The following is a 13,908-nucleotide window of genomic DNA, read 5'->3' on the forward strand; positions in this document are numbered from 1 at the left end:
AATTTAAATTTTTGGTATAAATTGGGAGTTTTCAGCGGCATCATTTTTAAATTGATTATATAGCTCCTGGCGATTTTTCAACCAATCAATGGTTTCTTCCCGGATTTCCAACAGCTCTTTTGTGGCAACCCGCTTCATTTCTTTTTGTTTCTGTTCCCAAAACAACCCCCCTATGCTGTATCCTTGGGCAAATCGATCTTGAGCAGGAGTAACACATATCTCTTTAATACGTTCCAAACTTTCTTTATGGGTGGCCTGCAATTCTTTTAAAATCTTTTTTTCCTCTTCGAGATTTTTTTGCAACTGGGCAATCCCCTTTTCTTTCAGTTCCGCTTTTAATTCCTGTGCGAGAATATCAATGGTCGTTTCTGGGGCCATCCGCCCAATTCGCATCAAGGAAATATCTCTGGTTGAAGAAGAAAAAAACCTGCTGGAGGATGGACGCATCATCATACGGGCAAACATAAAAACTATCCTTATTAATGTACAATTGAATATGAAGTATTAAATTATTGCAAATATAACTTTTTAGAAGTTAAAAATTATAACCAATTTGTTTTTAATTTACCACGGAGATATAATATAATTTATACACCAGCGTATTCAGGACTTATATGTTTCTAAGAGCGTTTTTCCGCCCCAGTAAAACTTCAACCAGTATGCATCCGAAAGATTGGCTCAATCAGCAATTTAAAACCAGCGGCCTGGAGGAACGTTTCCCCGCCCCCCTTCGCACACAAACCCAGGAAACAGCAAAAGTATTTTTTAATCAACGTTATTTCAATGATAATAATCCACAAGCACCCTTTTCCCTGTATAGAGCATTAAGTAAAATTCCTGCGATTAATGTTTCCGGAGACAGGTCAGGTTTTTTTCAAAATGGAACTCCTTTTCCCGAAGATCCTGATTATTTTGCGAATATTCCATTAGCGCACCCTGAGCTGTTATCACCGGTGGAACGGTTATCCGCAGCAAAAAAAATCATTTTTTCTAATAGTACCGTTTTTGCATCTGGCGGTTATCCTCATATGAATCCCCGGTATTTAAAAAAAGAACCTCACACAGTGGGGATTTTTTCACTCGCTGGCGCAAGCTTTGAAAATTCATATCTGCATTATTCTCTTTTTATGCTGGATCCGATAAATTCTAAAATAGACAACCCCAGGTTCGATCATTTATTTGAAAGCTCCCCAACTGATTTCAACGAAGCCCATACCTCCCTGGGTCCTTATGATTCAAATGCCTTCATTACCAGGATACGCACAGGACTTCCACTTCTTTCACGCTCAGCACCTGATAAATTTTACTCCGCTTTTTCTCGAAGAAATGCAGTTATTTTTTTATCCCAAGCTTATTACCAGCATCAGTTGGAAGATCTTTCAATGTTATTAACTGCCGTAAATAAAGCTGCTGAGGAAGCAGGAAAACCTGCGTTGTTAAAGGCTACTGCGGTGGGGATGGGCTTTTTTGCTAAAGTAAATGAAACCTATGATATCCAACATCTCCTCTTTCCCCATTTCATTCGGGCGTTCAAACAATTGGTAGAGACAAACTCTTATCCATGGATAGCCAAGATTGAATTTCCGATATTTGATGAGCAGCTTCAACTCCAATTTAACGCCATTATAGATAAACCTGTAGAACCTGTTGAGCTTTATCAAAATGCCCGGGACGTTCTTGATTTCTCTAATGAAGAAGTAGAAAACTATTACGTATGCTGCATTAATCCTTCAGATGCTTTTGCCTATTCGGGAAATGAATGGGGATTTGGAAGTGTCGAGGCAATGATCGGACTAAACTCATCATTACGTCTCGATCAAATTCCCGTGGCAAATCCATTATTGCTTGAACCTAGTCACCAAGTCCCGGTCAACATAAAAAGTAGCTTTGAAGCAGAACTGCTGGACTTTAAGTCCAGCGGCTTACAAATGTAGAGCAGGAGCATCTGTCCCCAGAGCGCTGTTAATTGCATCGATTAACTTAGGATCATCTTTAAAGCGATATTGCAAATTTTCTTGCCCCACATTTTCAAAAAGTGTTTGGCATATTTCGGTAAAAGTTTTCTCTGAGTTATTGATCATTAACCAGGTAAGAACACTGGATTCAGAATGTAAGTCTTCTTGGCGCATTGTTTTTGGCAAATCAGAATTATACTCATGCATGGCATTAGGTACTAATCCACCGCTTAAGAATTTTTCCCTGTATTTAGGGCAGGTTGAAGCAATAAACTGACTGAATGGAATATGTTCGATGACCATTTTTTCTTTTTCCTTGTCATAACCTTCGCTATCAATACCTGCTTCCAATTTTAAAAGGATAAGTGGGGTCGCTTTACCATAAAACTTATGAATCCAAGATCGGTCTGTATGGGATTTATTGCTCTGAAGAAAATACATTAAATCTTGCAGAGAACCACATGCCCCCCACGCAAAAGGATCTTCATTAAATTTTTGATAGCGTTCTACATTAGAAAAACGAATAGCCTTCAAATGCTCTGCAGAAATACGAGGAGTAAATCCATCTTGTTGTTTCAAGACTTCAAGGTCGCGTGCATCTGCACGGATGAGTAGAGACTGTCTTTGCAGCTTAATGATGTGCTCACCAACTACAGGATCACTGTCTATTAACATTTTAGTTAACCTTTGACAAAGGCCGGTTCCAGTTCCAGTTCCAGTTCCTTTTGGGAAAAATTTTAAAGAATATTTTGACCACATAACTATCCCCATACAACAAAATAAAAAAATATGGTTCTATTATATAAAGCAAATATTAAATAAATATTAAGCAGGATGGCCAAATAAAAAAATCATGGGATTTCTTTTGCAATCTATGCACAAGAAAATTCCTGGGTTTATTGATATGTATAGAGACAAGAGGGGTGAGGAGTTATTGTGACATGCCTTGTGCATGCTCAATGAATAATCGTTTTATAGGAGTAAATCGATTACATAAAGTTAACCCCAAGCCGCGTAATCCCACAATGGGCATAAAAGAATTACTAAATAAACGTTTAAAGCCTTCCATCAATAGTATAATTTGCCATACTTCATTTTTGCGCGCGCGCTGATAAGCACCTAATGCCTTGGGGGAGACAAGTCTATCATGGGCAGTATCCAGACACTGAATCCAGGAACGTATGTCAGCCAAGCCCAAGTTTAAACCCAAACCCGCCAAGGGATGGATAGTATGTGCTGCATCACCAAGGAGCAACCAACGATTTCCTGCGTAGTGTTTGACATGCCTCATTTGCAAAGGAAAATAGTGACGGGGGCTTTGCAGTTCAACCTTCCCCAACTTATTGGCAAAAGCCTTGCTCAACGAATCATTAAATTCCTGCTCGGAAAAATTCATTAATTTTTTTGCCTGTTCCGGGGTGGTAGACCAAACTATTGAACATTGATGTGCATCGGCTAGAGGTAAAAATGCCAAAGGTCCATCGGCGCGAAATACTTGATAAGCAGTACCTTGATGGGCGTTTTCTACAGATACAGTGGCGACCAGGGCATGCTGATCATAAGACCAGCTGGTTAGTGGCACCTTGAGTTTTTGGCGTACTGGTGAATTGGCACCGTCAGCAATCATTAACAAGTGTCCTTCCCAGGTCTGCTGATTACTGCACACTTTAACCCCCCACTCCTCGCAAAATACTTCGTCAACACAATGGTTAGGAAATAGGTGAATTGAAGGTTGAGCGGAAACTTGTTGTAATAAAGCGTGTTTCAAAACGGATTCCTCGATGATGCTCCCCAGATTTTTTGCCCCCACAAAGCATGAATCAAAATCTATATGGGCTTTACTTTCAGCATCCCAAACATACATGCGGCGATAAGGGGAAAGGCGTGAATTTTGCACATGTTGCCATACATTTAATTGGTGCAGCAGTTCCTGGGAGGCATGGTTAATCGCATAGACCCGGACATCGGGTTTTGCACAGTCAGCCGTCAATGAGCCTGCATCAATGACTGCTACAGAGTAACCACGTTGAGCCATAGCTAAAGCAGCAGTTAAACCAACTACCCCACCACCTACAATCAATACATTAAACTGCAGACTCATTTCATTTCCTTAATCACTATTTTTGCGGCTTAGGCAACGCAATTTCACAAACCAAATCAGGGATCACTCCGCCGAAACCGCGGGCATACCGTGCTAAAAGATTTTTTAATGCAGGAATATTATCAAAAGCAATCAATCCTAACCCACGCGCAATTCCCAATCCTGGTAAACGGCTAGTAAAAACCTGGATCAAACCATCAGTGAAGCGAGTAATCGCTTTCTGATCATGTGACCGCAAGCGCATATAATGGGATATCATTGCCTCATTAAGCCCTTGCTCGGCAATGCACTGAGCTAAAGTTGCCACGTCTCTGAGTCCAAGATTAAAACCTTGTCCGGCTACGGGATGCAGCGTATGGGCTGCATTACCTACAAAAACCACTGGCCATCGGGTTTGTGTGGGCATTAAAACTTGCTGTAGGGGAAAAGAAGAACGTTTACCCGCTTTCGTAAACCGCCCTAAACGATAACCAAATACCTCGTGTAATTCTTTTAAAAAATCTCCCTCGGATAAAGACAACAAACGTTCTGCTTCCTTAGGGGGAACAGCCCATACTAAAGACATTCGATTTTCTTGCATGGGTAAAAGTGCCAATGGCCCATACTGGGTAAAACGTTCGTAGGCACGATGTTGATGTGGTTTAAGCAAACCGATATTAGCGACAATAGCATGTTGTCCATACAGTTTGGTCCTGGAAGGCAAAGAGCAAAAACGACGTGCTTCGGAATGCGCCCCATCGGCCGCAACAATTAAACGCGCAACCACATTTATTTCTCCGGAATCAGCAAGAATTGTTGCTGCATGGTTCTCATAATCCAACGCATGCAATTTCGCCGGGGCGATTATCTGGTCATGGGGTAATAATTGGTGCAAGGCCTGGTTTATATGCTGCATTTCCGCGACATATCCCAAAGGGGCATCCCTATTTCCTTGCAAACGCGAGATCCCAAAATGATGCTGATCAGAGACGTGGATCGTTTCTATGGGAGTTACATGGTGTGCCAGCAGATCCCATACCCCAAGCATGTTTAAAATACGCCGGCTGGCCGGCGATAAGGCCAGGGAACGTGCATCAAAATCAGGATTTATCTTGTCGTCAAAAGGCTTGGCTTCTACTAATAAAGTACTGTAGCCTAATCCTTGCAAAGCAAGCATTAAAGTGGCACCCGTCAAGCCACCGCCAATAATCAGGATGTCAATCTCTTTACTAATCACGCATTAATGCCTCAATTTCATGGATTTCCACAGGTAATGCTGCGGTTAATACCTCATGCCCTGTTTTAGTTACTGCTACATCGTCTTCAATACGTACGCCAATACCCCACCACCGTTCTTCAACTCCGGGAATGTTTGCACTAATGTATAAACCCGGTTCCACAGTTAAAACCATACCGGGTTCCAAAGCACGCCATTCGCCATTAATTTTATACAGGCCGCTGTCATGCACGTCTAATCCTAACCAATGTCCCGAATTGTGCATGTAAAAGGGCTTATATGCTTCTTTGGCGATCAATTCCTCAATATCTCCATTTAAAATCCCCAATGAGCATAATCCTTCCGTAAGAATACGAACCATGATTTCTTGTATCTTATTCCATGGAAGACCCGGCTTCACTGCTGCAATCCCTGCCTTTTGTGCCTTCAGCACAAGCTCATAGATACTTCTTTGTTCCGGGCTGAATGCACCATTAATTGGAAAGGTTCTGGTGATATCGGCCGCATAATTTTCGTACTCTCCCCCTGCATCAATGAGTACCAGGCTGCCTCGGTGCAATGGCTTGCTGTTCTCGGTGTAGTGTAAAACACAAGCATTTTCGCCACAGCCAACGATAGGGTCATAAGCCACACTGCGACATCCGTGACGGCTGAATTCATAAATGAGTTCGGCTTCAAGCTGGTATTCATGTTCCAGATGTTTGCAACGACGCATCGCCTGCTCATGGGCTTTAACAGAAATACTTGCTGCCCGCCGCATCAACTCCAGCTCGGCCTCGCTTTTAAATAAACGCATTTCCCCTAATATAGGCCCTAAATCACACAGCTGATCAGGTGCTTTAACTCCTCGACGAACCTGATTTTTAAGGGTCTTCAAGGTGTTCGTGATGGTTTTTTCTATCTCGGGGTTGCAAGCAAAGGCATAATAAATAGCGGACTTTCCATTTAATAATTTCGGTAATTCCTCTTCCACACTGCTAATAGGAAATGCGGCTTGCATGCCCAATTCGGAAACTGCTCCATCCTGTCCCAAACGCTTCCCTGTCCATTGTTCTTCAGCAGGATTGCGCAAGCGATTAAATAAGATACTTTGATTCTCAACTCCGGCAATAAGAACAAGCAGCGCATCCGGCTCGTTAAACCCCGTAAGATAATAAAAATTACTGTCCTGGCGAAAACGATAATGCGCATCGCCATTACGTATTATTTCGTGGGCGGCAGGGATAAGGGCAACACTTCCTTGGGGCAGCTTGTGCGCTAATTGGTTTCTTCTTGATTGGTATTCTTGTTGGGAAATCATAGTAACATCCTTTTTAATGAGTTATTCCAGCATGACCGCCGCGCTCTCTTTCATTCATAATTAAATCGCTATGCAAGCGAAGCACTGCCATCCTTGCATATTCACTGACTTCCATTAATGCACGTTCGTCTTCTTCGTCAACATCCAGGGTATCACAGTCAAGTTCGGCAAACTCGATAAGATGCTGAAAGGCATCCTGGGCTTCCTCTTCATGAAACTGGCTGGGATTAATACCTGCCAAAGTCAAAGCCTGGGTAAACCCCTCACACCATTCACTAAACGCTTGCGCCCGCACCAACAAGGTTTCCTGCTCATCAGGAAGCAACATTTCAAATCCAAAATCCATCGTATTAATTTGTTGCTGGCTTATAGAAAAAACAGAAAACATGGCTAAAATGGCATTGCGGCTGGCTTCATCTTTTTTATTATTCAATAGCGCTCGCAAGTAAGCTTCTCCTTGGCTGTCAGCACCAGCACACAAATAGCCGCACATCATTCCATGCAATAAACTAGCAGATACATGCAACATCAATACAGCTATTGTTGCAGCAAATTCATCATAATCGGGCAGGTGCAAATGTTCTCTTTCTTCAGACATATTCAACTCATTTATAGAAAATTACTCATGATAACCGATTTAAGGCAAGCGTTCATCCTACTAATTGCTGCTTGCGAGCAAAATTGTTACTATTCATAGCAAGCTCTTATGGAATTGCAAAGGTCTTATTATTATGACACAAATGAAATCATGTACGGTTAAATTACTCAATAAAACGTATGAAATTAAATGTCCGGAAGGTGAGGAACCTAACTTGCTGCTTGCGGTGCAAAAACTAAACCATCAGATCGTGATTAATAAAAAGAAAGCAAAGCAGCTGGACAATTTTCAGACGTTGTTGCTTGCTGCCCTTGATATCAGTCATGAACTAATCTTATGCAAAAACAAGCAGGCACACCAACAACACCAAGTCACCCAATTTATTAACTCCCTGGAAAATAAAATTAATAAAATGGTGGGGGGTGACTTAATGGAGCGCATTCCGGAAATAGATTGATTTATTCCTGATTTTGTAAAGCCCCCCGCTTGACGGGGGATAAAATTCATTGCGCTATTCATCTGATGGATAAGCAGCTTGCGATTAAAAGGACTTAGAATGAGACGCCAGTGGTATATCGGATTTGGGATATCTTTATTAATTCTGCTTGCCCTCTTTGCTATGTTTCATAGTCTTCGATGGTTTGTCGCTTTTCTAATCCCTCTGGTTGTGATTTGGATCTATGATTTAATTCAGAAAGAACATTCCTTGTTACGTAATTTCCCCATCTTAGGTCATGTACGTTATTTTCTCGAATTTCTGCGTCCAGAAATCCAGCAATACTTCATCGCTACCGATGAAAGTGAGCTTCCTTTCAATCGTGAAATACGTTCTCTCATTTATGAGCGTGCAAAAAATACTCGTGATACGGTTCCTTTTGGCACCGAACGCGATATAACCAGCGTTGGATATACCTGGGCCCTTCATTCACTGGCTCCCAAACATCATGGAGAGGTGGAATCACGGATTATAGTGGGGGGGCCTGACTGCCTCCAACCTTACAACGCCTCCCGGCTTAATATTTCCGCCATGAGCTTTGGGGCGTTGTCTGCCAATGCGATTATGGCCATGAATAAGGGTGCCCTGCTTGGAGGGTTTGCCCAAACTACCGGTGAAGGCGGCTTAAGCACCTATCATCTGCAAGGAGGGGACCTGGTATTTCAATTCGGAACAGCCTATTTCGGATGCCGCGATGCCGACGGCAATTTTGATGAAAAAGAATTTGCTGCCGAAGCAAACCGTAAAGAAGTAAAGATGATAGAAATTAAACTCTCCCAAGGTGCGAAACCGTCACACGGGGGTATTTTGCCAGCAGCCAAATTGACTGAGGAAATTGCAAAAGTAAGAAAAGTCTCGATGGGCAAGGACGTTATTTCACCGATGGCTCATTCTGCTTTTACTACCCCGATGGAGTTACTTTATTTCATAAAAAGATTACGTGACTTATCTCATGGCAAACCCATTGGCTTTAAATTGTGTTTGGGGCGCAGAGATGAATTTCTTGCGATATGCAAGGCGATGTTAAAAACAAACATCCTTCCTGATTTCATTACCGTGGACGGGGCAGAAGGAGGAACCGGGGCTGCGCCGGAAGAATACGTGAATTTTATTGGTACGCCTTTGGAAGCAGGATTGGTTTTTGTCCATAACGCGTTAGTCGGAATAAATGTCCGGGATAAAATTCGCATTATTTGTAGTGGTAAGGTTGCAAATGGATTTGATTTGCTGACCAATATCGCCTTGGGTGCTGATATGTGTAATTCTGCACGCGCAATGATGATGGCCACAGGTTGTGTCCAATCAAAACAGTGTAATGCGAATACTTGCCCCACAGGGGTAGCTACGCAAAATAAGCGCTTACAATATGGGTTGGTGGTCGATCTGAAAAAATATCATGTCGCCAATTTCCATAAAAATACGATGAAAAGCTTTTTGGAAATGGTGGGTTCGCTTGGTATAGATAACCCCAGCGATTTAAAACCTCATCACATCATGAGAAGAGTCAATGTGCAAGAAGTCAAAACCTTTGACCGGATTTATGAATACCTTACTCCTGGACAATTATTAGGATCTGACATTCCAGAAAGTTATAAACTTCACTGGGAAAAGGCCAATCCAGATAAATTTTAATTGGCGAGGGCAGAAATCGGATTCTGCTCCCCATAACAGGCTGCACCACTTCCGCCAGTTACTTCCACTTGATATTACAGCCAAGGCTTGGTTTTTGCTCGGCATGTACCGGGGTTCCTGCCAGGATGTTGTCGAGTGCGCTTTGTAAGTGAGAGCCGGTTACCGGTTTGTTATTTCCCGGAGTGGATTCATCCAGACATCCCCGATACACACACAACATGTCTTTATCAAAAATATAAAAATCAGGGGTACATGCTGCTTTATATGCTTTTGCAACTTCTTGTGTTTCATCATATAAGTAAGGAAACGAATAACCGCAGTTTTCTGCTTCCAGGCGCATTTGCTCCGGTCCATCTGCAGGATATTTTTCTGCATCATTGGAGCTGATTGCAATAAACCGGATTCCTTTTGCCTGATATATTTCCGCCAATTCAACTATTTTTGCCTGCACATGTTTCACATAGGGACAATGATTGCAAAGAAACATAATAACTGTGGCGATTGGAGATTTAATGTGTTCTAGAGAAACCAGTTGATTGTTACGTGTATCGACTAAAGTAAAATCAGGGGCTTTGCTTCCTAATGGAAGCATGGTTGAAGCAGTTGCTACCATAATATCCTCGTATAAATAAAAATTCGGCAGCGTATTGTACCTGTTAAACAGGCATTAATGCATTAGGGTTGTTTTCATTTTAAGAGGAATGAAAAAACCATTAACTGATGGTGCAAAAACTTTTTCGATCCTCTGCAGCAAGGATTTCGTTGGTGTCTGGCTCTTTGGTCCCACTTTCCAAATCAAGGGTTTTGGTTTGATTTACAAAGGTCGTATAGGCACAATTTAGTGAGCCTGAAAAAGGGAATAAATTGTAATGACTCTCAATGTCTTTAGTTTCTATTAAACCAAGGGCCGGATCGTAAATTATAAATGTACCATCTTCCCAAATGTCGCGAATGATGATGCAATGATCTGATTGACTCCCATTTTTTTTAATTCCGAGTATTACTATTTTCGATTTTAACTGCGCAGCAAAGTTAATCTCATCCGCTTTAGAAACCTCTTTTAATGCTTTTTTATCACTGTATAAATTAAATAATGCCAGAGTCTTTGAAATAGCTATTGATCTCATTCCGGATTGCCGACATACACCCATTTCACCGTCGGTGTTTAACAAGCCGGATAACTGCCGTTGTTCGATTAATTCGGCAATAAAGGTTCGCTGGTTTGCCTTAACATCTACAGGATGAGGTTTATATCCAAAAGCAAACCTTTGGCTTATTAATCGAAGGTGTGACTCCTCTATACGGTTTTCACCATAGATTAGGGAAAGAACTGTAGCAACGCACGCAATTCCACATGAGCTATTTTTTTCCTGCATGTAAATTGAATGAGATTGGCCGCGGGAGTCAGTAAAAGTTTTAAAAGGCATGGATTTGGGGAAACAACTCAACTTTGAGCATTATTTTATCACTTGAGGATTAATTAAACCTTAAGTCCCAAAATTAATCACCTTTGCATGCGCAATTAAGGATGCTTGTCCATTACTTTATTTTCCCAAAATTGCTGAACATGTGCTGCAAGCCTTTGCAGACACTCTTTAGTTAAGACAAAACATCCCTAATTAAATGAGCACTCTTACCGCTTTAACAATTCTCTAATCATATAACAAAGAATCCCCCCATTCTGGTAATACTTTAATTCGTTTAAAGTATCGATGCGAGCCAGGAGATTTATTTCTGTCAGCGTCCCATCCTCATGTTGTATCCCTGCCCTCACTACCATCCCAGGTTTCATCTCCTGGGTCAAACCGGTTAAATTAATAATTTCTGCACCGGTAATCCCCAGGGTTTTTCGAGTCGTTCCTTTTGGAAGTTCCAAAGGCAAAATTCCCATCCCAATCAGATTGGAACGGTGAATACGTTCAAAACTTTCGGCAATTACTGCCTTAATTCCCAGAAGTTTAGCCCCTTTTGCAGCCCAATCACGAGAAGATCCGGTGCCATACTCTTTGCCGGCAATAATGATTAAAGGCACATGGTCCTCTTGATAGCGCATTGCGGCATCATAAATGGAAAGCACATCATTACTTGGAATATGTTTGGTGAACCCTCCTTCTACTCCGGGAAGCATTTCATTTTTAATGCGCACATTGGCAAATGTACCCCGCATCATGACCTCATGATTCCCTCGTCTTGAACCATAGGAATTAAAGTCTTTCACTGCCACCCCCTTGGAAAGCAAATACTTTCCTGCGGGGCTATCGGCTTTGATAGAACCTGCTGGGGAAATATGGTCTGTGGTGATGTTATCACCAAAGACCGCCAGGACGCGCGCCCCTGAAATATCACGTATTTCCTCAGGCATTGCCTGCATGTCCTTAAAAAAAGGAGGATGCTGGATATAGGTTGAATCAGGCTGCCACTCGTAAGTTTTGGATTCCGGAATGTTCATTGCCTGCCATGCATCAGAACCCAGGAAAATACCTGCATAGGTTTCTTCAAACATATTTTCCGTAATTGTGGCAGCTTCCCGAGCTATTTCACTGTTCGTCGGCCAAATATCCTTTAAATAAACAGGATCCCCTGCTGAATCGGTCCCGAGCGGATCTTGCGTCAGATCAATTGTTGCAGTGCCTGCTAAGGCAAATGCAACCACAAGTGGCGGTGAGGCAAGCCAGTTTGCCTTAACCTGTGGGTGTATACGTCCTTCAAAATTTCGATTTCCCGATAAAACCGCAGAAACTACCAAATCATTCTCCGCCACTGTTTTTGCTACCGGCTCCGGTAATGGCCCGGAATTGCCGATGCAGGTGGTACAACCATAACCTACAAGGCTAAACCCCAATTGATCCAGGTAGTGCTGTAAATTGGTTTTTTGCAAATAACGGGTTACAACTTGCGAACCGGGAGCAAATGAGGTTTTGACCCATGGTTTGCGTACCAGCCCTTTAGCAACTGCTTTTTTTGCCAATAAACCTGCAGCGATAAGCACATCAGGATTGGAGGTATTGGTACAACTGGTGATTGCAGCAATGACTACATCTCCATGGTGCAAAGAATAAGACGCCGCAGTTGGATATGCTTGGGCTTTTTCAGCTTCACGATGGTTTTCTGCAAGTAACGTATTAAAAGCATTATTCAATTGGGATAATTCAACACGGTCTTGCGGTCTTTTGGGCCCGGCAAGACAAGGATAGATGCTGGCCAGATCCAGAGTAACAATTTCACTAAATTCAGGATCAGGTTGTGTGGCATGGTGCCAAAGGCCTTGAGTTTTTGCATAGGTTTCAACAAGATCTATCGTTTGTGAATCACGGCCACTTAAGCGTAAATAATCCAGCGTGGATTCATCAATTGGAAAAAAACCACAAGTAGCCCCATATTCTGGTGCCATATTGCCGATAGTTGCCCGGTCAGCGACGGATAATTCCTGTAAACCCGGCCCGAAAAATTCAACAAATTTACCCACTACTCCCTTTTGCCGCAACAAGTGCGTCACGGTGAGTACCAAATCGGTTGCAGTTACTCCTTCACGTAATTGGCCAAGCAAACGTAGGCCAATGACCTCAGGGATTAACATGGATACGGGTTGGCCCAACATCGCAGCTTCAGCCTCAATGCCGCCTACCCCCCATCCCAAAACTCCAAGCCCATTAATCATGGTTGTATGGCTGTCTGTCCCCACTAAGGTATCAGGATATGCATAGTTTTTGCTGTCTATTTTCTGATTCCAAATCACCTTGGCCAGATATTCCAGGTTTACTTGATGACAAATTCCGATATCTGGTGGTACCACCCGGAAATTTTGAAACGCTTTTTGTCCCCAGCGTAAAAATTCATAGCGTTCATAGTTTCGCTCCATTTCCCTAGTGGCATTCACTTCGAAGGCTTTGGGAGTAATAAATTCATCTACTTGGATGGAATGATCGATAATTAAGTCCACTGCGGAGAGAGGGTTAATCCGTTCAGGGTCGCCGCCAAGTTTTTTAATTGCCGAACGCATGGCAGCCAAATCAACAACGGCTGGAACGCCTGTAAAATCTTGCATTAACACCCGCGAAGGGCGATAGGAAATTTCCCTATCAGATTTTTTATGCTGGAGCCACTCAACCATTGCGTGAATGTCTTGGGTATTTACCGTAAGCCCGTCTTCATGACGAATCAAATTCTCCAATAAAATTTTAAGGGTGAAAGGCAGTTTCGATACACCCTCAAGACCCATTTTTTCTGCAGCAGGTAAGCTAAAATAGTGGTATTCAACACCATTAACCCAAAGCGTTTCACGGGTCTTTTCTTTAAATTCAAGCGGCGAAAAAATATCAGCATGCGGTTTTACTTCATGATGGCTGTGCTCATGTGAGGCCCAGGCAGGGGGGTCACTTGCAGGAAATGATTCTTGGGAAGCCTCTTCAATTTGATCCGGATTTGAGGAAATAGCGGTAGGAGCATGTTTTTTTTTAATTCTTTCTTTCCCTGGCATCTTTTTCATTTTTCATTCCCTTGAATTCCTATTTTATTTTACTATAGCTCACTTTTAAGCCAGCAAACTCAATTTTAGAACAAAGCCCTTATTTAACCTATACTTTTTTATACTGTGGTTCCGCAATTCAGGA

Annotated in this window: 12 protein-coding genes; 3 read left to right on the top strand and 9 right to left on the bottom strand. The window is 42.3% G+C overall.

The window, feature by feature from the left end; genetic code table 11:
- Window positions 1–3: 3 nt before the first annotated feature.
- On the bottom strand, window positions 4–465 hold the full coding sequence (locus KYQ_RS16465; protein WP_010655230.1) for a hypothetical protein: 462 nt from the start codon (window positions 463–465) through the stop codon (window positions 4–6).
- A 149-nt stretch (window positions 466–614) separates the two neighbouring features.
- On the opposite strand from KYQ_RS16465, the gene KYQ_RS16470 reads away from it, so the two are divergent.
- The gene (locus tag KYQ_RS16470; RefSeq protein ID WP_019350325.1) at window positions 615–1,934 is read left to right on the top strand and encodes a hypothetical protein; all 1,320 of its coding nucleotides are present in this window, start codon (window positions 615–617) and stop codon (window positions 1,932–1,934) included.
- On the opposite strand, the gene KYQ_RS16475 is transcribed toward KYQ_RS16470, so the two are convergent.
- The 5 genes from KYQ_RS16475 to KYQ_RS16500 form a co-directional block, all read right to left on the bottom strand.
- Window positions 1,923–2,714 carry a hypothetical protein gene (locus KYQ_RS16475; RefSeq protein WP_019350326.1) on the bottom strand — a complete coding sequence of 264 codons (792 nt, stop codon included), beginning with the start codon at window positions 2,712–2,714 and terminating at the stop codon, window positions 1,923–1,925. The two genes, KYQ_RS16470 and KYQ_RS16475, sit on opposite strands and share 12 nt — an antisense overlap.
- A 172-nt stretch (window positions 2,715–2,886) precedes the next feature.
- On the bottom strand, window positions 2,887–4,056 hold the full coding sequence (locus KYQ_RS16485) for an FAD-dependent oxidoreductase (RefSeq protein WP_019350327.1): 1,170 nt from the start codon (window positions 4,054–4,056) through the stop codon (window positions 2,887–2,889).
- A 16-nt stretch (window positions 4,057–4,072) separates the two neighbouring features.
- The gene (ubiH, locus tag KYQ_RS16490) at window positions 4,073–5,272 is read right to left on the bottom strand and encodes a 2-octaprenyl-6-methoxyphenyl hydroxylase (RefSeq protein WP_019350328.1); all 1,200 of its coding nucleotides are present in this window, start codon (window positions 5,270–5,272) and stop codon (window positions 4,073–4,075) included.
- Window positions 5,265–6,572 (bottom strand): Xaa-Pro aminopeptidase, encoded by a 1,308-nt coding sequence (gene pepP / locus KYQ_RS16495; RefSeq protein ID WP_010655235.1) that lies wholly within the window; start codon window positions 6,570–6,572, stop codon window positions 5,265–5,267. Before pepP ends, ubiH begins: the two co-directional genes overlap by 8 nt.
- Window positions 6,573–6,585: 13 nt before the next feature.
- A complete protein-coding gene (locus tag KYQ_RS16500; protein ID WP_010655236.1) occupies window positions 6,586–7,170 on the bottom strand; it encodes a UPF0149 family protein in 585 nt (194 codons plus the stop codon).
- 133 nt (window positions 7,171–7,303) lie between these two features.
- Between KYQ_RS16500 and KYQ_RS16505 the strand changes: the two genes are divergently transcribed.
- A complete protein-coding gene (locus KYQ_RS16505) occupies window positions 7,304–7,627 on the top strand; it encodes a cell division protein ZapA (protein ID WP_010655237.1) in 324 nt (107 codons plus the stop codon).
- Window positions 7,628–7,726: 99 nt separating this feature from the next.
- Complete coding sequence (locus KYQ_RS16510) at window positions 7,727–9,298, top strand: FMN-binding glutamate synthase family protein (protein ID WP_010655238.1); 1,572 nt, start codon at window positions 7,727–7,729, stop codon at window positions 9,296–9,298.
- Between the two features lie 58 nt (window positions 9,299–9,356).
- On the opposite strand, the gene KYQ_RS16515 is transcribed toward KYQ_RS16510, so the two are convergent.
- The 3 genes from KYQ_RS16515 to acnA form a co-directional block, all read right to left on the bottom strand.
- Window positions 9,357–9,911 carry a thioredoxin family protein gene (locus KYQ_RS16515; RefSeq protein ID WP_010655239.1) on the bottom strand — a complete coding sequence of 185 codons (555 nt, stop codon included), beginning with the start codon at window positions 9,909–9,911 and terminating at the stop codon, window positions 9,357–9,359.
- A gap of 100 nt (window positions 9,912–10,011) precedes the next feature.
- Window positions 10,012–10,725, bottom strand: a complete 714-nt coding sequence (locus tag KYQ_RS16520; protein WP_010655240.1) for a cysteine peptidase family C39 domain-containing protein — start codon at window positions 10,723–10,725, stop codon at window positions 10,012–10,014.
- 206 nt (window positions 10,726–10,931) lie between these two features.
- On the bottom strand, window positions 10,932–13,784 hold the full coding sequence (acnA, locus tag KYQ_RS16525; RefSeq protein WP_019350329.1) for an aconitate hydratase AcnA: 2,853 nt from the start codon (window positions 13,782–13,784) through the stop codon (window positions 10,932–10,934).
- Between the last annotated feature and the right edge of the window lie 124 nt (window positions 13,785–13,908).

Source organism: Fluoribacter dumoffii NY 23, from assembly GCF_000236165.1.
GTDB classification, from domain to species: domain Bacteria; phylum Pseudomonadota; class Gammaproteobacteria; order Legionellales; family Legionellaceae; genus Legionella; species Legionella dumoffii.